Here is a 21,250-nt window from a genome sequence, read left to right on the forward strand (position 1 = left end):
CTCTTTCCTTGTTGAAACTCAAGACAACTGAAATGCATTCATGACCAAACGCGTCACGTTGATCACGGGTGCCTCGTCGGGCATCGGCGCAGAGTTGGCGCGCATCTTTGCGTCAAATGGCCATGACACCGTACTGGTCGCGCGCCGCGACGATCGTCTCAAGCTTCTCGCGGACGAGATCGCTGCCGCCGGACATCCGCGGCCGGCCCTCATCACTAGCGATCTTTGCGTGACGGGGGCCTGCGAGCAGATCGCGTCGCAGTTGAAGGCGATGGATGTCGAGGTCGACACCGTCGTCAACAATGCCGGTTACGGTTTGTTCGGCGAAGCCCTCGATCTCGACCGCGAGCAGCAGCTTGCAATGGTCGATCTGAATGTCCGCGTTCTGACCGACCTGACGCTGCGCTTCGCTGACAGCCTCGTTCGTCATCGCGGCGGCATTCTCAACGTCGCCTCGATCGCCTCATTCCTGCCCGGCCCGCGAATGGCGGTCTATTACGCCACCAAGGCCTACGTCCTGTCGTTCACCGAGGCGATGCGCGGCGAGCTGGGCCCGAAGGGCGTCCGGGTCACGGCATTGTGTCCGGGCACCGTGCCGACCGAATTTCAGGGTGTGGCCGGTTTCAAGCCGGGACTGGATTCGGCGGTCCTGAACGTTTCCGCCGCGGCGGTGGCGCGGGCCGGCTATCGCGGGCTGATGTCGAACAAGCGGCTGGTGCTTCCGGGCGTCGGGGTCCGGATGATCCCGTTCATGCTCCGTTTCGCGCCTCGCAGCCTGGTGCTGGCCTCGGTCGCGCGGGTGCAGCAGAAGCGCTGATCCACCCCAAATCCCCTGCGCAGGGCACATCCGCGAAATCCCGGCTCGACGGGGCCGCGGCAACACAATATTTTCAATTTCGGCGTTCAATAGAGACGCTTGTCCTCCGCCGGGGATTGAAAAGACGAATCGATGCTGCGGCTTGATGATGATCGACCAAGCGGTTTCGGCCTGACAACGTGCGGCCGGTTCACGGCGCTTCCGGTGCTCATCATTCTGCACGGGCCGATGTCCACTCCCGGACGGGTCGGCAACGCGCTGCGCGCGATGGGCCATCCCCTTGACGTCCGCCGCCCGGTGTTCGGCGATGCCTTGCCCGAAACTCTCGATCACTACGCCGGCGCGATCATGTTCGGCGGGCCGATGAGCGCCAACGACAACGAGGATTTCATCCGCCGCGAGATCGACTGGCTCGCGGTGCCGCTCAAAGAGAAGCGTCCGTATCTCGGAATTTGCCTGGGCGCGCAGATTCTCGCCAAGCATCTTGGCGCCAAGGTCGCGCCACATCCCGAAGGCCGGGCCGAGGTCGGCTATTATCCGATCCGTCCGACCGCCGCTGGCCGGAAGATCTGCTCGCACTGGCCCGATCATGTCTATCAATGGCACCGTGAAGGCTTCGAGCTTCCCGCAGGAACAGAGCTGCTGGCCGAGGGCGATGATTTTCCGGTGCAGGCTTATCGCACCGGGCGATGCTTCGGCATTCAGTTTCATCCCGACGTGACCCACGCGATGCTGCATCGCTGGACCACGCGCGGACACGATCGCATGTCGCTTCCGGGAGCGCAGTCGCGCACCGAGCATTTCACCGGCCGTATGGTTCACGATCTTGCGGAGCGTGCGTGGCTGACGGCCTTCCTGGATGGCTGGCTGCACCGCCCGCCGCCTGTGCAATCGCCGATCGCGTCGCTCGCGGCCGAGTGACATGGATCACGACAGCTTCGCGCGGCTGCTGAACGATTTCACGCTGTCTGCGGAGTCCGGCGACGGCGCTCGTTTCGCCGCGCATTTCACCGAAGACGCCGTCTACCACGACTACATTTACGGCGCGCACAAAGGCCGCGCCGAGATCGCACACATGATGGAGCATCTGTTCCACCGCGATGCAGGCGACGACTATCGCTGGGAAATGTTCGATCCGGTCTGTCACGGCGACATGGGCTACGCGTGGTCGCTGTCGAGTTTCACCTCAACCGTGCCGCAGTTCGCCGGCCAGTTCGTGGTGATCGACGGCATGAGCCGGTTCATTGTGCGCGACGGCTTGATCGCGGAATACCGCGAGTCGGTGAACGGCGGCGTCGCGATGGCCCAGCTCGGCGTCGAGCCGGAGCGGATGGTGAAAATCCTCAAGCGCTGGTCCGGCTGGCTCAGGGACCGGCCGGAAACCGTCGATTACCTGTCGCGGTCGCGGCGCGCCAAGGTGCCGTCGAAATAGCTCCTCACGCTTGGTTCATTACAGCTCAGCAGTTACCCCACCCGGCTGACCCAAGGTCAGCCACCCTCCCCATCGAAGGGAGGGATGGTGCACGCTGTCGACGCAGAGTGTCTTTTTCTCACTCCCCCTTCGGCGCATAGCGCCGGGGTGGGGGTTACCTCGATATAGATCGATGTGACGTGGCTTTACTCCACCGCGCTTGTCACGATCTTGATCTCGGACGTCAGCGTCCGGTGCACCGGACACTTGTCCGCGATTTCCATCAGCTTCTTGCGCTGCTCGGCGTCGAGATTGCCTTCCATCGCAATGGTCCGGTCGATCTTGCTGATCATGCCTTCCTTGGTTTCGCACTCCTCGCAGTCCTGGGCGTGGATGCGGCTGTGCTTCAGTGTCACGGTGGTGCGCGTAAGCGGAATCGATTTCCGCTCGGCATAGAGCCGCATCGTCATCGATGTGCAGGCGCCAAGAGCCCCGAGCAGGAAGTCGTAAGGGCCGGGGCCGCTGTCCATGCCGCCCACATCCAGAGGCTCGTCCGCGAGCACGCGGTGCCTGCCGGCCGCAATCACATTCTGAAGCTTGCCTGCGCCGGTTTCGCTGACCACGACGACGCCTGCGGGAGGATTTGCAGAGGCCGCCTCCGCCGGGGCGGCGGCGTCGAGATAGCGCGTCGCCCAGGCCGCGATCATGTCCGCGACATAGACCGCATCGCGCTTCTGCGACAGCAGATGATCCGCGCCGGGGAGCGAAATGAAACTCTTGGGATGTTTCGCCGCGACAAACAGATGGGTCGCGTTGTTGATGCCGACGGTGTCGTCGGTGGGCGAATGGAAGATCAGCAGCGGCTTGTGAAGTTTCGAGACGGTCTCTGTGAGCTTGTGCTCGGCGATATCATCGAGAAACTCGCGCTTGATGCGGAACGGCCGGCCCGCCAGCGAAACTTCGATCTCGCCCTTTTCGCGGATCTCCGGAATCTGATCCTTGAACCAGTGCGTGACATGCGAAGGGTCCGATGGCGCGGCAACGGTGGCGACGCATTTCGCCTCGGGGATCATCGACGTGGCGGCCAGAATGGCCGCGCCGCCGAGGCTGTGCCCGATCAGGATCGATGGCGCTTGCCGGGTCTTGCGCAGATGGTCCGCGGCCAGCACCAGATCGCCGATGTTCGACGAAAACGTCGTATTGGCGAATTCGCCCTCGCTGGCGCCGATCCCGGTGAAATCGAATCTGAGCGTGGCGATGGCGTGCTTCGCCAGCCCTTCGGCGATCCGCTTGGCCGCCAGCACGTTCTGGCCGCAGGTGAAGCAATGCGCGAACAGGGCATAGGCGACCGGCACGCCGTCCGGCAGATCGAGGGAAGCGGCCAGCAACTGCCCGTCCGAGCCCGGAAACTGAAATTTTTCGGTTTTCATGTCGGCCCCATTCGTTGCGCGTGTTATCGGGGACACGCTTCATCTGAGGCGTAGTCTAACCCATTGGGCAGCAGGTTTGGGCAGCAGGTTTGGGACAGCAGGTTTGAGGCGGCAGCTTTGGAATAACGGCTTGGGAATGTTGGTGGAGCCAGGCGGGATCGAACCGCCGACCTCGTCATTGCGAACGACGCGCTCTCCCAGCTGAGCTATGGCCCCTTGATCGGCCGGGCCGGTGACGGCGGCGGCGGACAAGAGCGGCCATTTACAATCCCGATCATGGCCAAGTCAAGAACGGCGAAAAGCGCTGTTTTCACGGGCTTTGGGCCGGAAACCTCCCTTGTTTGCGCCGCCGCGAACCGGTATTGAGGCGGAGGTCATTTCCAGCGCGCCGTATCCGACGTTTGCCCGGAAGGCGCTGCGGAATGAAGCAAACGCCGGATACGGGACACCAGCAACGCCATGCGCGCCATTCTCGACATCGTCATCATCGTTTTGGACCTGTACGTCTGGCTGCTGATCGCCTCGGCCATCCTGTCATGGCTGATCGCTTTCAACGTCGTGAACACCCGCAACCAGTTCGTCGCGTCGGTGGCGGAGTTCCTCTACAAGATCACCGAGCCGGTGCTGCGGCCGATCCGGAACATTATGCCGAATTTCGGCGGTCTCGATATTTCGCCGATCATCGTCATTCTCATCATCATGTTCATCCAGCGCGTGATTTCCTACTACATCTACCCGAACGTGATCTGACCGCGAGGCGTCCCCGTTCCATCTCTCGCATGAGCCTTCCTTGACTCTCCCCTGGCGTTTCTCGGTTCAAGGCGTCAGCATCTCATTGCGCGTCACCCCGCGCGGCGGACTGGACGCGATCGACGGCGTTGAAACACTGGCCAATGGCCGCAGCGTTGTGAAAGTCCGGGTGCGCGCCATCGCCGAGGGCGGCGAAGCCAATCGCGCAGTGACCGAACTGCTCGCCAAGGCGCTTCATGTGCCGAAAAGCCATGTGCGTGTGCTGTCCGGTGTGACCTCGCGTCTCAAGCAGGTCGCGGTGGATGGCGATCCGAAAAAGCTGGGCGATGCCCTGCAGGTTCTGACGAAGACAACCGACTCCTGACGAAAGACACCGATGCCGGCCAAGATTATCGACGGAAAAGTCATCGCCGCAGACCTGCGCGCCCGTGTTGCGGACGAAGTAGGGCGCGTCAAACGCGATCATGGCCTCACACCGGGACTGGCCGTGGTTCTGGTCGGCAATGATCCCGCCTCCGAGGTCTATGTCCGCAACAAGGCCAAGCAGACCGAGGCCGCGGGCATGGCGTCGTTCGAACACAAGCTGCCGGCGGATACGCCGCAGAAGGATCTGCTGGCGCTGATCGCGAAGCTCAACGCAGACCCGGCTGTTCACGGCATTCTGGTGCAGCTTCCGCTGCCGAAAGGCCTCGATACGCAGACGGTGATTAACGCCATCGATCCGGCGAAGGATGTCGACGGCCTGCACCCGATCAATGCCGGGCGGCTGGCCAACGGTTTGCCCGCGCTGACGCCGTGCACGCCGCTCGGCTGCATCATTCTCGCCAAAACGGTTCATGCGTCGCTGCAAGGCATGAACGCCGTCATCATCGGGCGCTCGAATCTGGTGGGCCGTCCGCTGGTGCAATTATTGCTCAACGAAAACGCCACGGTGACCATCGCGCATTCGCGCACGCGCGATCTCGCCGATATCTGCAAGCGCGCCGATCTGGTGCTCGCCGCGGTCGGACAGCCGGAGATGGTCAAGGGCAACTGGATCAAGCCGGGCGCAACGGTGATCGATGTCGGGATCAACCGCATTCCGGGCGCGGACGGCAAGAACAAGCTGGTCGGCGACGTCGCCTATCAGGAAGTGCTCGGTGTTGCCGGCGCGATCACGCCGGTGCCGGGCGGTGTCGGCCAGATGACGGTGGCGTGTCTGCTGGTGAACACGCTGCGCGCCGCCAGCGCGATCAAGGGTCTCAAGCCGCCGAGCGTGTAAGCGAGTTCGCCGTTATCTGCGATAAGCTTGCGAAAGCAAGCTACCACCACATGCATGTGAGAAAGCCGAGGCGATTTTTCGTCCGCCAGCCGCGATAGGGAATGTGGACGCCATGGTTCGCCTTGGCACACATGCCGGCCTTCGAGATAGGCTCGCGCGGCATTCCGCTCATGGAGTTCAGTGCAAGCACGTGCGTTGAACCCAGACTGGCGATGACGGCGGCAGCAACAATCGCTCGCAGGCTATTCTTCACGGTATTTCCCCCGGGCTTGGATGGGATGATGCGAAGCAACTCCTCAGCGGTATCAGGGTAAACTATCCGAACCGCCCGCGGCGTCAACGCGTGCCGGGCGCCGGATTCCAAAATACCCGGTCAGCGGGAGGGCTATGGACTCGCGGTGTTCTGCATCAGCCGCCGGTAGAACCGGATCATGTCGGCGTAATTCTTCACGCTGAGCCGCTCGTCGGTGCCATGAAAACGCTTCAGGTCCTCCGCTGTCGCGCGCACCGGCGAGAACCGGAAGATGCTGTCGGTGACGTCGAGATAGTTGCGCGAATCCGTCGCCGCGACCATCAGGCCCGGCACCACAAGAACATCAGGAAAGATTTCGCGGATCGTCCGGTTCACGGCCTGATAGCTCGGGCTGGCGGTGGATGTGACCGGCGGCGGGTTGGTGTTGCCGGGCTTCGGTGTCACCTTGACGCGATCGTCTGCGACGATCGATTTGACGTAGGCGATCACGCTCTCCTCGGTCTCGCCCGGCAGCAGCCGGAAATTCACCGTGGCCTCGGCGCGGCCCGGCAGTACGTTTTCCTTGTTGCCGGCATTGAAGATCGTGATCGCCGTGGTGGTGCGGATCGCGGCCGCGGTCTGCGCGGTCTTCTCCATCTGACGGCGCACGAGCGGCTCGAGCAGCCACAGATTCGACAGCGCGACGCGGCTGCCGAAATCCATTTCGGGTGCGGCGGTTTGCAAGGTCTCGCGCATCACGCCGCTGACGGAGGCAGGAAACGGTTTCTTCTCCAGCCGTGTCAGCGCCGCGCTCAGCTTGCCGATGGCGGTGTCGCGCGGCGGCAATGACGAATGGCCCGGCGTTGCGGTGGTGGACAGGTCGAGTGTGACGTAACCCTTTTCGGCGACGCCGATCAGCGCGACCGGCTTGGCGACGCCCTTGAGAATTCCCTCTGTGATCAGCAGGCCTTCATCGAAAACGAAATCGAGACGCACGCCGCGCGATTGCAGCAGCTTCGACATCGCCATTGCGCCGCGCTTGCCGGAGACTTCCTCGTCATGTCCGAACGCGAGATAGACCGTTCGCTTCGGGCGGAAGTTTTCCTTCGCAAGCTGCTCGGCGGCTTCTAGCATCGAAAACAGATTGCCCTTGTCATCCCAAGAGCCGCGGCCCCAGATGAAGCCGTCTTTCACCTCGCCGCTGAACGGCGGCACCTGCCAGTCGCCTTCGGTGCCCGGCGCGATCGGCACCACGTCCTGATGCGCCAGCAGCGCGATCGGCGCGGCCTTCGGATCGCTGCCCTCCCATGTGTAGAGCAGGCTGTAATTGGCGACGATCTCGCGTTTGGCGGCGGCATGAAACGCCGGAAAACTTGCGGCGATCAGGTCATGCAGCGCGCGGAAAGCGTCCGCGCTTTGATCGGCATCGGTGACGCTGGCGATGGTCTGCAGCCGGACCGCCGCTCCGAGCCGCTGCGCCGCTGCCTGCTCGTCGATGGTGACGGGCTCAACCGGACTGACCGCGATCTGCTGCGAGGATTTTCGCCAGGCGTTCGCAACCAGAACGGCTGCGAGAATGACGACGGCCGCGATCAGGAGGAGAATGATGTTGCGGAGGATTCTGATTGCACGGCGCATCGTTTGAATCCCCCGCTGCTAGTGATCCGGTTCTGACATTCGTACCACAATCTTTGCGGGCACTTTTACGAATGTCAGAACCAAAGGATCACTAGAATCATAGTTTTCCAGTGTCCTTTCGTATCCGACGTTCGCTCGGAAAGCGCTGCAGATTGAAGCGAACGTCGGATACGGGACACTGGCGCGCTTACTTCTTCTTGGCGCGCTCGATGCCTTCGACGATCAGCTTGCGGGCGTCGTCCGCATTGCCCCAGCGCAGCACCTTGACCCACTTGTTGGGTTCGAGATCCTTGTAGTGTTCAAAGAAATGCTGGATTTGTTGCAGGGTGATGTCAGGCAGATCGCTGTAGTTCTGCACCTTGTCGTAGCGCTGGGTCAGCTTCGACGTCGGCACTGCGATGATCTTCTCGTCGCCGCCGGCCTCATCTTCCATGAACAGCACGCCGACCGGGCGCACCGCGATCACGGCACCCGGCACGATGGCGCGGGTGTTGGCGACCAGCACGTCGCAGGGGTCGCCGTCGTCGGAGAGGGTGTGCGGGATGAAGCCGTAATTCCCCGGATAGCGCATCGCCGTGTAGAGGAAGCGGTCGACCACCAGCGTGCCGGCCTCCTTGTCCATCTCATACTTGATCGGCTCGCCGCCGACCGGCACTTCGATGATGACGTTCACTTCGTGGGGTGGATTTTTTCCGAGGGAAATCGCGTCGATACGCATGACAGGCCTTGGGTTGGATTCGGTCGAATTCGCTGGTTAGCCAATCGGGAGCGGGGCTGGAAGCCCGAAAAGACTAGCCAAAAGGATAAAAGGACTGGTCTCAGGACGTCGGGACGCGAATTACGCAGTCCAGGCAAACGCGACCTTGTCGAGCGACTTGCCGCCGAATCGCTCCGACGAACGCGCGACCATGCGGCCACCGAGGGTGCGGTAGAATTCGACCGCCGGCTCGTTGTCCGAAAGCGCCCAGATCACCATGCTTTTCAGCCCGCTCTGGATCAGATCGCGCTTGGCGGCGGTGAACAGGCGGCGGCCGAAGCCAAGGCCCTGGAATTCCGGGCGCAGGTAAAGCTCGTAGATTTCGCCTTCGAAATGCAGGCTGCGGGCGCGGTTGCGGCCGTAATTGGCGTAGCCCGCGACCTTGTCGCCGAACGACAACACGCTGACGCGGCTGCCCTTTCGGATCGCGGAATCCCACCATTGCGGGCCGCGGCGGTTGATCAGCTTTTCGAGTTCGGCACCGGGGATAATTCCCTGGTAGGCCGCGCGCCACGCCTCATCGTGCGTCGCAGCGACTGCTGACGCATCGGAGGCCTTGGCTGGCCGGACTTCGATAAGGATCGTGCTCATGGTGCAATCAAAGCAACTCGCGGCCCCGCCTTCAAGGTCCATCGTTAATTATCGGTTAATATGTGAGCTTTTTGCATCAGGTCCAAGGCCGGGTTGTACCGAAAGAGGACAGGATGATGCGGTAAACCGCTTGGCTTGGCTGTCGGCGACGGGCAATGATCGCCGCAGATGACAAAAAACGCATTGTTCAAGGTGGCCACCCTGCTTCTTGCGGTTGGTCTTTTGCCGCAAACACCCGTCTGGGGCGAGAATCAGTTGAGCGCGCGAGGCGGCGAAGCAGCGCCGAATCGGCGTCAGGAATGGCTGGTGCCGACGCAGGACCAGATCACACCTTCGCGAGCGGTTCTGTTTCGCCCCGCCGGCAAAGGCCCGTTTCGTCTCGCCGTGATCGCCCATGCCTCGACGCAAAACCGGCTGGCGCGTGCGCAGATGCCGCAGCCGGAATATCCGGCGCTGGCCGCGGCGCTGGTGGCGCGCGGCTTTGCCGTGCTGGTGCCGCAGCGGCTCGGTCACGGCAAGACCGGCGGCCCCTATCTCGAAGACCAGGAAGGCTGCGACAACGCCGAATATGCGATGTCCGCGCGCTCGACAGCCGAAGCGATCACAGCCGCGCTCAATTTCATGCGCACGCAGGCATTCATCCGCAAGGACGCATCGGTGATCGTCGGGCATTCGGCGGGAGGCTGGGGCGCGCTGGCGCTGGCGGATCAGAGTCCGAAAAGCATTTCATCGATCGTCGTGTTCGCGCCGGGGCGCGGCGGCCGCAAGGATGATCGCGCGAACAACATCTGCGCGCCGGAGAAACTCATCGCCGCAGCGAAGGAATTCGGCGAGGACGCCAAAGTGCCGGTGACATGGCTGGTGGCGGAAAACGATTCGTATTTTCCGCCGGAGTTCTCAAAAAAAATGGCCGATGCCTTCATCGAAGCCGGCGACGGCAAGGTGGATTTTCAGGTCCTGCCGCCGTTCGGCAAGGAAGGCCACTGGCTCGCGGAAGCGGGGGAGGAGGGGATGATGGAATCGATTCTCGCCAATGCCGCGGGTCTGAATTTGCCGGGGCCTGTCGTGCAGGGCGTGAGTGCGAAGAAAAAATAACGCGACGTCGCGACGCGTTAAGCCGCGCTCCTGCCCAACACCTCCCCCGCCGCCCGCACGCCGGTCTCCTGCGCGCCGTGGGCGGTGGTGAAGAAGTTCGGCGAGGTCGCTTCGCCCGCAAAGAACAGCCGGTCATCGACCGGGGCGGCGAGTACGGCGCGGTCATCGGCATGTCCGGGGAGCGCGTGGGAATACGATCCGAGCGCGAACGGATCGTGCGCCCAGCGGGTTTCCGCGAGCGGCCTCAGCTTGCGGCGATAGTCCGATCCCAGCAGCATGACGAGCTCATCGATGGCCTGCGCCGCGAGCGCGCCGCTTCCGGCATCCTCAAGTCCGCGTGCGAACGCGCCGCCGAAAAATCCCGAGATGCAGGGCTGGCCCATCGGGCGCAGGTGATAGCTGCCGGTGCCGACACGATCGAGCGCGCCATAGAGATGCCCGTCGCTCGGCAGCGATTCAGGATCGTCCAGCGCCAGCATCACCTTGTCCGCGAGGCCGAGCGGCAGGCCGGCTGCAGCGCTCACCTTGTCAGGCAGCGGGGGATGAAAGCGGATCGATTCATTGGCGATCAGGTCGGTCGGTGCGGTGACGATCACCTTGCGTGCGGAGATCGTTCCCTGCGAGGTCTCGATCCGGATCCGCGCACCGGAATGATCGATCAGCGTCACCTTCGTATTCAGCGCCACCGGGCACGGCGCGCCATAGGCCGCGATCAGCGCGCCATAGCCGCGCCGCACCCGCCAGTTGATGCCGGTGTCTTCATACGCATCGAAGTCATAGGTCGAGACGCGATCGAGCTCGGTGCCGTTGATGTAGGTGCTGATCGCATTGATCTGCGCGTTCCAGGGATTGCCGGGTTCGAGCCATTTGCTGGCTGGCGTATCGTCCGGCAGATCGGACGCCGCGCTGACACGGGCATCGAAGGCGTCCATCGCCGCGAGGAATTCCTCGCGGGCCTGCGGCGGAAAGCCGGCGTTGAGACTCTGCTCGCGCCAGCGCGGACGCGTCTCGTTGATCTCGAAGCCGAGATCGCGCGCGATCGCCACGAACGGATTCTTGTCGGCGGAATGCAGCCACTCGCAGCCGACATCGAACACGATGTCGCCGGGCAGGATCACGGTCTGGCTGCGGCCGCCGATGCGCTCGCGCGCTTCGAGAACGAGAACGGACAGCCCCGAATTTTCCAGCGTGCGCGCGGCAGCAAGGCCGGCCGCACCGGCGCCGATGATCGCAACATCGATGTCGGAGGGAAGGGGCATTCGAGACCCGGGTCCGGTATTTCTGGCGGGCCTGTCCCGGCCATTCATGACTTCAGTCTAACCGACCTATAAGACGACAATGCCCGGCACAAGGCCGGGCATCATCAAGATTTGGAAAGAGGCGGGCCGTCTTAGCCGACCAGCGCTTCCTTGGACTTCTCGGCGCGCTTGCGCTCGTTCGGATCGAGATGGCGCTTGCGCAGGCGGATCGACTTCGGCGTGATTTCGACCAGCTCGTCGTCCTCGATATAGGCCAGTGCCTTTTCCAGCGTCATGCGGATCGGCGGCGTCAGGCGCACCGCTTCGTCCTTCGAGGTGGTGCGGATGTTGGTGAGCTGCTTGCCCTTGAGCACATTGATCTCGAGATCGTTCTCGCGGGTGTGCTCGCCGACGATCATGCCGCGGTAAACGCGCCAGCCCGGCTCGATCATCATCGGGCCGCGGTCTTCCAGCTTGAACATCGCGTAGGCAACGGCTTCGCCCTGCTCGTTGGAGATCAGCACGCCATTGCGGCGGCCCTGGATTTCGCCCTTGTACGGCAGGTAGTCGTGGAACAGGCGGTTCATGATCGCCGTGCCGCGCGTGTCGGTCATCAGTTCACCCTGATAGCCGATCAGGCCGCGGGTCGGCGCGTAGAACACCAGACGCAGGCGGTTGCCGCCGGACGGGCGCATCTCGATCATCTCGGCCTTGCGTTCGCTCATCTTCTGAACGACCACGCCGGAGAATTCCTCGTCGACGTCGATGACGACTTCCTCGACAGGCTCCAGAATCTGGCCGTCCTCGTTCTTGGTCAGCACGACGCGCGGACGCGACACGGAGAGTTCAAAGCCTTCGCGGCGCATGTTCTCGATCAGGATCGCGAGCTGCAATTCGCCGCGGCCCGAGACTTCCATCGAATCCTTGTCGGCGGCTTCGACCACGCGCAGCGCGACGTTGCCTTCGGCTTCGCGCAGCAAACGGTCGCGGATCAGGCGGCTGGTGACCTTGTCGCCTTCGGTTCCGGCGAGCGGCGAGTTGTTGACGATGAACGACATCGACACGGTCGGCGGATCGATCGGCTGCGCCTGGATCGGTGTCTCGACCGTGGGATCGCAGAACGTATCGGCGACGGTGCCCTTGGTGAGGCCTGCGATGGCGACGATGTCGCCGGCTTCGGCGAGTTCGACCGGCTGGCGCTCGAGACCGCGGAACGCAAGGATCTTGGTGATGCGGCCGGTTTCAACGACCTTGCCGTCACGCGACAGCACCTTCACCGACTGGTTCGGCTTCACCGAACCGGAGGCGACGCGGCCGGTGATGATGCGGCCGAGATAGGGGTTGGCTTCGAGGATGGTGCCGAGCAGGCGGAACGGACCTTCTTCCACCACCGGCGGCGCGACATGCTTGATGACGAGATCGAACAGCGGCTTCATGCCCTTGTCGTTCTCGGTCTCGCTGTTGCCCATCCAGCCGTTCTTGCCGGAGCCGTACAGGATCGGGAAGTCGAGCTGTTCGTCGGTGGCATCCAGTGCAGCAAACAGGTCGAACACTTCGTTGACGACTTCGGTGACGCGCGCGTCGGGGCGGTCCACCTTGTTGATCGCGACGATCGGCTTGAGGCCGAGCTTGAGCGCCTTGCCGACCACGAACTTGGTCTGCGGCATCGGGCCTTCGGCGGCGTCGACGAGAACGATCACGCCGTCGACCATCGACAGGATGCGCTCGACCTCACCGCCGAAGTCGGCGTGGCCCGGCGTGTCGACGATGTTGATGCGGGTGTCTTCCCACTCGACCGAAGTGCACTTGGCCAGAATGGTGATGCCGCGTTCGCGTTCGATATCGTTGCTATCCATCGCGCGCTCGACCTGCCGCTGGTTCTCGCGGTAGGTGCCGGATTGCTGGAGCAGCTTGTCGACGAGCGTGGTCTTGCCGTGGTCGACGTGGGCGATGATGGCGATGTTTCGCAAATTCATGTGTCTTAAGTCTTCCAGCTATGGGGCGCGGCGCCGCAAAGGCGGCTGAGTGCAGGTCCGATGTCGTCGTGCGCGCTCGTGGTGCGGATTTGACATTCGCGACCCGTCGTGCGGCGGGTTCGTTCGGCGAATGTCAAATCCAAAGCTCCACGAGCATGTTATTTTTGCCGGTGGTTCTTTGATTCTGACATTTGCAAGAGAGTCGAGGGAACGGGATGCAAATGTCAGAATCGAACCACCCGCCCAAAAAACGCGGTGCCCGGTTCAAAAGAACCGGGCACACGGGCACTCATTGCGGCGCAATATAGTCAGAATTCGCCGAAAAACAACGGCCCGAACGGCATTTTATCGGGCCATTTTGGGGTCAAGGTTGATGCCCCAAAGGGCCGCATCGGCCCTATCCAGCATTGTTACAGAGCGATGACGGGGCTCGATCGATCGGTCACGTCGCCTTCGTCTCGTCCGGATAGACCCCGCGCAGAACTTCGTCGAAATGAGCTTTGACGGCGTCGTTGCAAAGACATGACCGGGCCGCCAGGGCGTCCGGGTTGCGGATCAGGATGGCGCCGCGGCGGGTTTCCAGAATGCCTTCCGCCTTGAAGGCCTGGATGACGCGGCTGGTGTAGCTTCGTCCCACACCGAGCATGGTCGATAACTGCTCGTGGGTGAGGGGAACAAGGTCCTCGCCGGTCCGCTCCCGCGCCGACAGGATCCACTTCGCCGTACGCTGCTCGATCGAATGGATCGCATTGCAGGCGGTGGACTGAAAGATCTGCGCCAGCATGCAGTCGGCGTAGCGCGCGAAAAGATAACGCAGCGTTGGGGATTGGGTCTTGGCGGCATCGAGCTTTGCGACGCGCAGCCGGACGAAGGGGCCGGCGACTTTGACCGTGATGCGCGTGTAGGCCGGCAGATAGCCCAGGCTGACAATGCCGCCGACCGCACCCTCGCGTCCGACCAGAATGGTCTCAACATCGCGGCCGTCCTCGTTCGCCACGAGGAACGACACGAGGCTCGGCCCGCACGGAAAGTGCACGATCTGGACGTCGTCGCCCGGATTGTAGAGCAGGTCGTCCGCCTTGGCGTCCGCAGATTCCAGGAATGGTTCGATGAGCGCGAAATCTCCGGCGCTCAACCGACGGAGCAGATTGTTGAATGGGCGGCCGTCGCTGACCGCTGCCAGTTGTCGTGTCATGGTCCCCTCGCCGAGCGTCACCGTAGCGCAGGTTCCGGCGCGCTTGTGTTCAAAAGTGCACAGACGTAACGGGTGATTATGTGTTCGGTTCCATCCGGGAACAGGAATGACGGCTTTCGAGCGCCATGACCGGGGTCCCAGCGGACGTATCTCAACCCATCCTCGGACGTGACTCATGAACTCGATCGACCCACCCGGGCCGGCGGCTGCAAGTCCTGCTGATCTGCCAAAATCCGATCTGCCAAGGGATGTTCTGCTGGTCGAAGACGATCCGCTGATCGCAATGGACTCCGCTGAAACCATCACCGGCTTTGGCGTGGCGTCGGTGCGGACCGCGCGCGACGTCGCCGGTGCGCTGAAGCTGATTGCCGAACGTGCGCCGGATTTTGCGCTGCTCGATGTCGGATTGAATCGAGAAAAGAGTTTTGTCGTCGCAGAACAGCTTAAACGGCAGATGATTCCGTTGGCATTCGTCACGGGATATTCCGGACCCGCCAGCATGCCGCCGATGTTCAAGCATTATCCGGTGCTCAGAAAGCCATATCTGCGCGAAGATTTGCTGGCGATATTGCGCAGGTGGCGCGACCCGGTGTAGCGCCGTTCAGGCCACGTGGCTGCGCACCGGCGGCGCAGTGTTTGACGCCATGTCGAGCAGGAACGTCTTGCGGTCCGCCACTGCGTTGTGGAATTGCTCGAGCGCGATGCTGAACGCCGTCAGCGATCCTTCCTCGATCGCGCCGTCCTCGAAACAGTGCAGGGTCTCGCGCATGATCTCGTCGGCTTCGGCCTGCATGCTATCAAGCTCGTCGATCGACGTGGTCTTGCGCGCCGTCGTCAGCATTTCCAGCAACCGCTCGCGCAGGTTGGAATTGGTGACGCGCTCGTCCTTGCGCCAGTAGCTCGCGAACCACGCGCCGGCGGAGCCCAGCGCGGACAACGCCATCAGGCTGCCCCAGATGTAATCGCTGTATCTGTCGAGGAAGGTTTTTTCTTCGCCGTCGACATAGGCTGCTGCGCCGGGATGCGCGGGAATCGCGGCGTCCTTGTCGGTGTCGGGCGTTTCGAGTTTCGCCGTCTGCGGGAACTCACCCTGGATGGTCTGGCGGACCGAGAACAACTGGCGAGTCAGCGCGCCGGCCGTGGCTTCCGACAGGGATTTCCGCGCCACGATGTGATGCGCGAACGTGATGGTATCGATCTTGTCGTCGGGCCGCGCGGGCTTTGTGCCGAACGATCCGGCAGGAATTTCGCCCGACTCATAGACCGGATACTTCTGCGCAATTGCATCCGCCGTTTCCACCGACAGGAAGGTGGGCTCCTTGCCACCCTTCGTCGTGGCGGCGATGGCGTCGGCGGTGATCTTGCTGTTCAGCGGGCCGACGGCGAGAAACGCATCGATCTTTTCATTCTTGATCGCGTCGGCAAAACCTGTCGTGGTGAACTGCACCACCTGGACCTTCTCGGGGTCGACGCCGGATTGCGTCAGTATCACCTTCAGCAGATTGACATTGGCCTGGGTGCGGCCGATCACGCCGATGCGCTTGCCGGCAAGCTGCTCGATCTTCTTGATGGCGCCCTTCTTGCTGCTTCCGTTCAGCGCCCACAACACCGCGAAGTTCTTCCGGATGCTGGCGATCGCCTGCGCATCTTTCGGCAGCTCGATATCGCCGCGAATGACGGCGAGGTCGGTCGTGCCCGCGTTCAGGCTCGCCGCACTCGAGGACGTGCCGTCGGTGATGATCGGGCGCAGCCGGATATATTTCCGGTCCCGCGCGAAGATCTGTGAGAGCGACTGGATGACCTTGACGTCATCGCTGTACGGAGGCCCCACGGCGATCCGCAGATGAATGGGGCGATTGAGCCAGTAGGTCGCTCCGCCGACAGCGGCCACGATAGCAAGCACCGCAGCGACCACGATCAGCATGGCCTTCATCTTGTGCGGCCGGGGCGGCGTGGAGCCCGGCGACCGGGGTGCCTCCATAGCCATCGATCGGGTAAACATGTCGCTGAAGCCCATGGGTTACCGCGCCTCCAGGCGTCTGCCGCCATTATATCAGACTGCGGGCCTGTCCGCAGGTTCCATGTTCGGCATGGTTAGCGGCCCGAGAGCGGCTTTTCCGTGACCGGCGGACCCATTGTTGCGGGTATACGTTGGGTAGGCCGAGGCGGGTGCTTAAGGAACCGTAATATTCGGAAATGGGGAGGATCGCATGGTTGAACGGCTATCGGCAGAGGCGCGGCGGGCTGCGCTTGTGAAGCTCAAGGGCTGGTCGGATGTCTCCGGGCGCGACGCCATTGCGAAGACGTTCACATTCAGGGATTTCAACGAGGCTTTCGGGTTCATGACCCGCGCCGCGCTGGTGGCCGAAAAAAGCGACCACCATCCGGAATGGCGCAATGTCTACAAGACCGTTGAGGTCGTGCTCTCGACCCACGATGCGGGCGGCGTGACCGCGCGCGACATCGCGCTCGCGGAAGCGATGGACAGGATTGCGGGCTGAGCCGTCATTGCGGGCCAACGGGTCCGGCTTCGCCGGCCCGATGATAAACTCCGCGAAGCAATCCACGGCTACGGGCAAGAAAGCTGGATCGCTTCGTCGCAAGGGCCCCTCGCAATGACGTCTTGCAGGGGCGTATGCGGTTCTTATGTGATGCGTGCGGGTTGCAGAGCGCAACCGTGAGGAACTGACCATGATCTCCGACGACACGGCGCATTTTGAACGGGCTGAAAAGCTCGCGAAAGATCCCGAGCGCGTGCGCCGGAATTTCTGGCTCAAGCTCAAGCGCGTTGCGACCAAATTGCCGTTCGCCGAGGATTTGCTCGCCGCCTATTACTGCGCGTTCGACCGCGAGACGCCGCGCCATGTGCAGGTCGCGCTGCTGGGCGCGATCGCGTATTTCGTGCTGCCGTTCGACTTCGTGCCCGACATGCTGCCGGTGCTCGGTTTTACCGACGATGCCGCGGTGCTGGCGACGACGATCCGGATGGTGGCGAGCCACATCACGCCGGAGCACCGCGAGGCCGCGCGCAAGGCGATGGCGCGCGGGCTGGAAAACCAAGAAGCGTGATTTAATCGCGAGACGTCATTGCCGGGCTTGACCCGGCAATCCATCCTTTGAAAATTTTCAAGAAGAATGATGGATGCGCGGGTCAAGACCGCGCATGACACGTCTTTGCGTTGAACCTACGGATGCAAAATCACCTTGCCCATGGCCTTGCGCTCGGCAAGCACCTTGAGCGCCTCGGTGGTCTTCTCCAGCGGGAAGGTGCTGTCGACGTGGGATGAAATCTTGCCCTCGGCCGCCCACGTCATCAGCTTCTCAAGCGCGGCGCGGCCCTGCTTCGGCTCGCGCTTCATGTGCGCGCCCCAGAACACGCCGCGAATGTCGCAGCCCTTGAGCAGCGCAAGATTGAGCGGAATCTTCGGAATGTCACCGGCGGCGAAACCGATCACCAGGAAGCGGCCCTTCCAGCCGAGCGAGCGCACGCCGATTTCGGCATAGCTGCCGCCGACCGGATCGAACACGATGTCGATGCCCTTCTCGCCGCCGATCCGCTTGAGCGCTTCCTTCAGGTCTTCCTTGGCGTAGTTGATGGTGAGGTCGGCGCCGTGCTTTTTCGTGAACTCAAGTTTCTCGTCGCTTGAGGCGCAGGCGATCACCTTCAGGCCCAGCACCTTGCCGAGTTCGCAGGCCGCAAGGCCGACGCCGCCGGCGGCGCCGAACACCACAAGGGTTTCGCCGGGCTTTGGATCTGCACGGTCTTCCAGCGCATGAAGCGCGGTGCCGTAGATCACGATGACGCCCGCGGCGCGGTCGAAGTCGAGGTTGTCCGGAATCTTCACGCAGGCGCTTGCCGGCAAAGCGATCTTCTGGCGCGCGCCGTTATGTCCGCACGACGCAGCGATACGATCGCCGGCCTTGAGATCGGTGACGCCCGCGCCGACGCTCTCGACCACGCCGGCGATTTCCGCTGCTGGAGAAAACGGAAACGGCGGCTTGATCTGGTACTTGCCCTGAATCATCAGCAGGTCGAAGAAATTCAGCGCCGCTGCCTTGATCGCGATCACGACTTCGCCGGGACCCGCAACCGGATCGGGAATATCGCTCAGGACGAGATCGTCGGGGCCGCAGTATTCCGAACAGAGAATGGCTTTCATCGAGACACCTGAAGAGTTCGTAGGACGGGATATGGCTCGACTTCTTGCCGGATTTGGCACGGCGCTACAATCGCAATTGCGGACTGGCGATGATGCTTGCGGGATGTAACTATGTTTGAAACACTGGGCTTTCGGAAAGACACCGCGGTCCGCCGCCATCCCGGTCTGTGGCCGGGAGGCTCAGGGCGGATGCGGCAAAGCGCAGCGGTGGCGGGTTAACTTTCCAACAAGCCGTTTGGGGTCTATTGCACGTCCCCGCGGAAGTGCGAGCCATCTTGCAGTCACAATATTGAAGGAACCAGTTTTGGTGATGTCCTTGCAGCGAGCGATGGTAATTCTGGTGGCGGCACTGCCGGTTGTCGGCTTTGCAAATTTTGCATCCGCCCAAACTCCGCAACCCAAAGCCGCCAAGCCCGCGCCGAAAGCGGCTGCACCTGCGAAAGCTGCACCGAAGAGCGCCGCGCCCGCAAAACCCGCACCCGCCGCCGGAAATGCCGAGCCGTCGCTGATCGGCCAGTTCGGCACCTGGGGCGCCTACACCGCGACACCGAACGGCAAGAAAGTGTGCTTCGCGCTTGCCAAGCCATCGTCGTCGAAAACCAATCCGCCGAACCGTCCGCGCGATGCGTCCTACGCATTCATCTCGACCCGCCCTGCCGAGAAGGTGTCGAACGAAGTGTCGATCATGATCGGCTATACGCTGAAGCCGGGCTCCGAAGGTTCGGTCGAAGTCGGCGGCTCGCGCTTTGCGATGTACTCTCAGGGCGACGGGCTCTGGATCAAGAATGCGGCCGAGGAAGACCGGCTGGTGGACGCCCTGCGCAAGGGCGCGGACGCCGTCGTCAAGGGTGTCTCCGCCAAGGGCACCGAAACCATCGACACGTTCCCGCTCAAGGGGTTGGCCCAGGCGCTGGACAAGCTGGCGCAGGAGTGCCGGCGGTAGCCCCGGCATACCGCAAAGACGGTCGCAATTGGCCGGTATTGCCTCTATATAGCGGGTCACGGGACCGCGGGTTCCGGTGCAAGCGGCCCCGTGCCGCGGCCATTTCCCCGAGACACGTATCGATATGACCATGACCGAAGCGCCAAGCATTCAGGAATCAGGCGTCCTCGAAAAAACCGCGCTGGAAACCTACGTGCCGCCCGCGAAGCCCTCGCTGGTGGGGCTGTCGCGCGAGGAACTGGCGCAGCGTCTCGGCGAGATCGGGGTGGCGGAAAAGCAGCGCAAGATGCGCGTGCAGCAGCTCTGGCACTGGATGTATGTGCGCGGCGCGCAAAGCTTCGCCGACATGACCAACGTGTCGAAGGATATGCGCGCGGAGCTTGAGCAGCATTTCACCGTCGACCGGCCTGAAGTCGTCGCCGAACAGATCTCCAACGACGGCACCCGCAAGTGGCTGCTGCGTTTGCCGAGCGGTCACGCCTCCGAGCGTCCGCACGAAGTCGAGTGCGTCTACATTCCCGAAACCGATCGCGGCACGCTTTGCGTCTCCTCGCAGGTCGGCTGCACGCTCAACTGTTCGTTCTGTCACACCGGCACCCAGCGTCTGGTGCGCAATCTCACCGCCGGCGAGATCGTCGGACAGGTCATGGTGGCGCGCGATCGCCTCAATGACTGGATCGACCGTGAGACGCCGAACGGCAACCGCCTCGTCACCAACGTGGTGATGATGGGCATGGGTGAGCCGCTGTACAATTTCGACGCCGTGCGCGATGCGCTGCTGATCGTCTCCGACAACGAAGGCATCGGCATTTCCCGCCGCCGCATCACGCTGTCGACCTCGGGCGTGGTGCCGAACATCGCGCGCACCGGCGACGAGATCGGCGTCATGCTCGCGATTTCGCTGCATGCGGTGCGCGACGAACTGCGCAACGAACTGGTGCCGCTGAACAAGAAGTATCCGATCAAGGAACTGCTGGACGCCTGCCGTGCCTATCCCGGCTCATCCAACTCGCGCCGCATCACGTTCGAGTATGTGATGCTGAAGGGCGTCAACGATTCGCTGGATGACGCCAAGCTGCTGGTGAAATTGCTGAAAGGCATTCCGGCCAAGATCAATCTCATTCCGTTCAATCCGTGGCCGGGCACCAGGTATGAATGCTCGGACTGGGAGCAGATCGAAAAATTCTCCGAGTATGTTTTCAACGCGGGCTATTCGTCGCCGGTGCGCACCCCGCGCGGCCGCGACATCCTCGCCGCCTGCGGACAGCTCAAGTCCGAGACCGAGAAACTGTCCGCACGCGAACGTCAGGCGCTGCGCGCCATGGCAATGACGGATTGAATGTCGTGAGAGCGTACAGGCTTGGCCGTATTCTTCTGGCCTATGTCTGCGCATTATTCGCCGCGTCTCTTGCGATCGCTATTTTTCATTTTGTCATGATCATGCTTGTTGAGCCGAAGACCAGTTCGAAAGTGCTTCTGTTCATTTTGCCAGCGACGCTTGGTCTCACTCCGTTCGTGTTGCTCTTTACCATTATCCCCGGCCTGATTGTTGCGATAAGCGCGGAGCTTGCAGGATTGCGCTCTTCGGTGGCTTACATATCAATTGGCGTTGGTGTAGCTTTGTTATGCTTAGGAGTTGTTGTCGGTTGGGATGTAATCAATTTGTTGATCTATCCAGCCTCAGGAGCAGTAGCAGGTTATGTTTACTGGTTGGTTGCAGGCCGTAACTCCGTTCCATACGGTTATTGATCGCTCC

Annotated in this window: 23 protein-coding genes and 1 tRNA gene; 13 read left to right on the top strand and 11 right to left on the bottom strand. The window is 62.3% G+C overall.

Annotation, left to right across the window (positions count from 1 at the left end; all coding sequences use genetic code 11):
* Positions 1-40: 40 nt before the first annotated feature.
* From HMPREF9695_RS23465 to HMPREF9695_RS23475, 3 genes are all read left to right on the top strand, one after another.
* Positions 41-817, top strand: a complete 777-nt coding sequence (locus HMPREF9695_RS23465) for an SDR family NAD(P)-dependent oxidoreductase (RefSeq protein WP_006023409.1) — start codon at positions 41-43, stop codon at positions 815-817.
* A gap of 132 nt (positions 818-949) precedes the next feature.
* On the top strand, positions 950-1,738 hold the full coding sequence (locus HMPREF9695_RS23470) for a glutamine amidotransferase (protein ID WP_006023410.1): 789 nt from the start codon (positions 950-952) through the stop codon (positions 1,736-1,738).
* A gap of 1 nt (position 1,739) precedes the next feature.
* A complete protein-coding gene (locus tag HMPREF9695_RS23475) occupies positions 1,740-2,249 on the top strand; it encodes a nuclear transport factor 2 family protein (RefSeq protein ID WP_006023411.1) in 510 nt (169 codons plus the stop codon).
* Positions 2,250-2,434: 185 nt separating this feature from the next.
* On the opposite strand, the gene HMPREF9695_RS23480 is transcribed toward HMPREF9695_RS23475, so the two are convergent.
* Positions 2,435-3,658, bottom strand: a complete 1,224-nt coding sequence (locus HMPREF9695_RS23480) for a bifunctional alpha/beta hydrolase/OsmC family protein (RefSeq protein ID WP_006023412.1) — start codon at positions 3,656-3,658, stop codon at positions 2,435-2,437.
* Positions 3,659-3,798: 140 nt separating this feature from the next.
* Positions 3,799-3,874, bottom strand: a tRNA-Ala gene (locus HMPREF9695_RS23485).
* A 243-nt stretch (positions 3,875-4,117) separates the two neighbouring features.
* On the opposite strand from HMPREF9695_RS23485, the gene HMPREF9695_RS23490 reads away from it, so the two are divergent.
* From HMPREF9695_RS23490 to folD, 3 genes are read left to right on the top strand one after another with little or no spacing between them, the layout of a single operon-like run.
* Positions 4,118-4,408, top strand: coding sequence for a YggT family protein (locus tag HMPREF9695_RS23490; RefSeq protein ID WP_006023413.1), 291 nt, complete (start codon positions 4,118-4,120; stop codon positions 4,406-4,408).
* 40 nt (positions 4,409-4,448) lie between these two features.
* On the top strand, positions 4,449-4,772 hold the full coding sequence (locus tag HMPREF9695_RS23495; protein WP_006023414.1) for a DUF167 domain-containing protein: 324 nt from the start codon (positions 4,449-4,451) through the stop codon (positions 4,770-4,772).
* A gap of 12 nt (positions 4,773-4,784) precedes the next feature.
* On the top strand, positions 4,785-5,669 hold the full coding sequence (gene folD / locus HMPREF9695_RS23500) for a bifunctional methylenetetrahydrofolate dehydrogenase/methenyltetrahydrofolate cyclohydrolase FolD (RefSeq protein WP_006023415.1): 885 nt from the start codon (positions 4,785-4,787) through the stop codon (positions 5,667-5,669).
* A gap of 40 nt (positions 5,670-5,709) precedes the next feature.
* Here folD and HMPREF9695_RS23505 read toward each other — a convergent pair whose 3' ends face one another.
* From HMPREF9695_RS23505 to HMPREF9695_RS23520, 4 genes are all read right to left on the bottom strand, one after another.
* Positions 5,710-5,922, bottom strand: a complete 213-nt coding sequence (locus HMPREF9695_RS23505; protein ID WP_006023416.1) for a hypothetical protein — start codon at positions 5,920-5,922, stop codon at positions 5,710-5,712.
* Between the two features lie 132 nt (positions 5,923-6,054).
* Positions 6,055-7,539, bottom strand: coding sequence for a M20 family peptidase (locus HMPREF9695_RS23510; protein ID WP_006023417.1), 1,485 nt, complete (start codon positions 7,537-7,539; stop codon positions 6,055-6,057).
* A 187-nt stretch (positions 7,540-7,726) separates the two neighbouring features.
* Positions 7,727-8,257, bottom strand: a complete 531-nt coding sequence (gene ppa, locus HMPREF9695_RS23515; protein ID WP_006023418.1) for an inorganic diphosphatase — start codon at positions 8,255-8,257, stop codon at positions 7,727-7,729.
* 120 nt (positions 8,258-8,377) lie between these two features.
* Positions 8,378-8,887 carry a GNAT family N-acetyltransferase gene (locus tag HMPREF9695_RS23520; protein WP_041713123.1) on the bottom strand — a complete coding sequence of 170 codons (510 nt, stop codon included), beginning with the start codon at positions 8,885-8,887 and terminating at the stop codon, positions 8,378-8,380.
* A 168-nt stretch (positions 8,888-9,055) separates the two neighbouring features.
* On the opposite strand from HMPREF9695_RS23520, the gene HMPREF9695_RS23525 reads away from it, so the two are divergent.
* The gene (locus tag HMPREF9695_RS23525) at positions 9,056-9,982 is read left to right on the top strand and encodes an alpha/beta hydrolase family protein (RefSeq protein ID WP_006023420.1); all 927 of its coding nucleotides are present in this window, start codon (positions 9,056-9,058) and stop codon (positions 9,980-9,982) included.
* Positions 9,983-9,999: 17 nt separating this feature from the next.
* On the opposite strand, the gene HMPREF9695_RS23530 is transcribed toward HMPREF9695_RS23525, so the two are convergent.
* The 3 genes from HMPREF9695_RS23530 to HMPREF9695_RS23540 form a co-directional block, all read right to left on the bottom strand.
* Complete coding sequence (locus tag HMPREF9695_RS23530) at positions 10,000-11,241, bottom strand: flavin monoamine oxidase family protein (protein WP_006023421.1); 1,242 nt, start codon at positions 11,239-11,241, stop codon at positions 10,000-10,002.
* Between the two features lie 131 nt (positions 11,242-11,372).
* On the bottom strand, positions 11,373-13,196 hold the full coding sequence (typA, locus tag HMPREF9695_RS23535; RefSeq protein WP_006023422.1) for a translational GTPase TypA: 1,824 nt from the start codon (positions 13,194-13,196) through the stop codon (positions 11,373-11,375).
* Between the two features lie 442 nt (positions 13,197-13,638).
* Complete coding sequence (locus tag HMPREF9695_RS23540) at positions 13,639-14,391, bottom strand: Crp/Fnr family transcriptional regulator (protein ID WP_006023423.1); 753 nt, start codon at positions 14,389-14,391, stop codon at positions 13,639-13,641.
* Positions 14,392-14,566: 175 nt separating this feature from the next.
* On the opposite strand from HMPREF9695_RS23540, the gene HMPREF9695_RS23545 reads away from it, so the two are divergent.
* Entirely contained in the window at positions 14,567-14,986 is a 420-nt protein-coding gene (locus HMPREF9695_RS23545; protein WP_006023424.1) for a response regulator, read from the top strand.
* Positions 14,987-14,992: 6 nt separating this feature from the next.
* On the opposite strand, the gene HMPREF9695_RS23550 is transcribed toward HMPREF9695_RS23545, so the two are convergent.
* On the bottom strand, positions 14,993-16,408 hold the full coding sequence (locus HMPREF9695_RS23550; protein ID WP_006023425.1) for a TAXI family TRAP transporter solute-binding subunit: 1,416 nt from the start codon (positions 16,406-16,408) through the stop codon (positions 14,993-14,995).
* Between the two features lie 193 nt (positions 16,409-16,601).
* Between HMPREF9695_RS23550 and HMPREF9695_RS23555 the strand changes: the two genes are divergently transcribed.
* The gene (locus tag HMPREF9695_RS23555) at positions 16,602-16,892 is read left to right on the top strand and encodes a 4a-hydroxytetrahydrobiopterin dehydratase (RefSeq protein WP_006023426.1); all 291 of its coding nucleotides are present in this window, start codon (positions 16,602-16,604) and stop codon (positions 16,890-16,892) included.
* Positions 16,893-17,082: 190 nt separating this feature from the next.
* Positions 17,083-17,460, top strand: a complete 378-nt coding sequence (locus HMPREF9695_RS23560) for a YkvA family protein (RefSeq protein WP_006023427.1) — start codon at positions 17,083-17,085, stop codon at positions 17,458-17,460.
* Between the two features lie 116 nt (positions 17,461-17,576).
* Here the strand turns inward: HMPREF9695_RS23560 and HMPREF9695_RS23565 are convergent, their stop codons facing one another.
* On the bottom strand, positions 17,577-18,551 hold the full coding sequence (locus HMPREF9695_RS23565) for an NADPH:quinone oxidoreductase family protein (protein ID WP_006023428.1): 975 nt from the start codon (positions 18,549-18,551) through the stop codon (positions 17,577-17,579).
* A gap of 328 nt (positions 18,552-18,879) precedes the next feature.
* Here HMPREF9695_RS23565 and HMPREF9695_RS23570 point away from each other — a divergent pair, with 328 nt between their 5' ends.
* From HMPREF9695_RS23570 to HMPREF9695_RS23580, 3 genes are all read left to right on the top strand, one after another.
* On the top strand, positions 18,880-19,494 hold the full coding sequence (locus HMPREF9695_RS23570) for an invasion associated locus B family protein (protein WP_085947417.1): 615 nt from the start codon (positions 18,880-18,882) through the stop codon (positions 19,492-19,494).
* 124 nt (positions 19,495-19,618) lie between these two features.
* Positions 19,619-20,833, top strand: a complete 1,215-nt coding sequence (gene rlmN, locus HMPREF9695_RS23575; protein WP_006023430.1) for a dual-specificity RNA methyltransferase RlmN — start codon at positions 19,619-19,621, stop codon at positions 20,831-20,833.
* A 5-nt stretch (positions 20,834-20,838) separates the two neighbouring features.
* On the top strand, positions 20,839-21,243 hold the full coding sequence (locus HMPREF9695_RS23580; RefSeq protein ID WP_006023431.1) for a hypothetical protein: 405 nt from the start codon (positions 20,839-20,841) through the stop codon (positions 21,241-21,243).
* The last annotated feature ends 7 nt before the right edge of the window (positions 21,244-21,250 follow it).

The sequence above is a fragment of the Afipia broomeae ATCC 49717 genome (assembly GCF_000314675.2).
GTDB classification, from domain to species: domain Bacteria; phylum Pseudomonadota; class Alphaproteobacteria; order Rhizobiales; family Xanthobacteraceae; genus Afipia; species Afipia broomeae.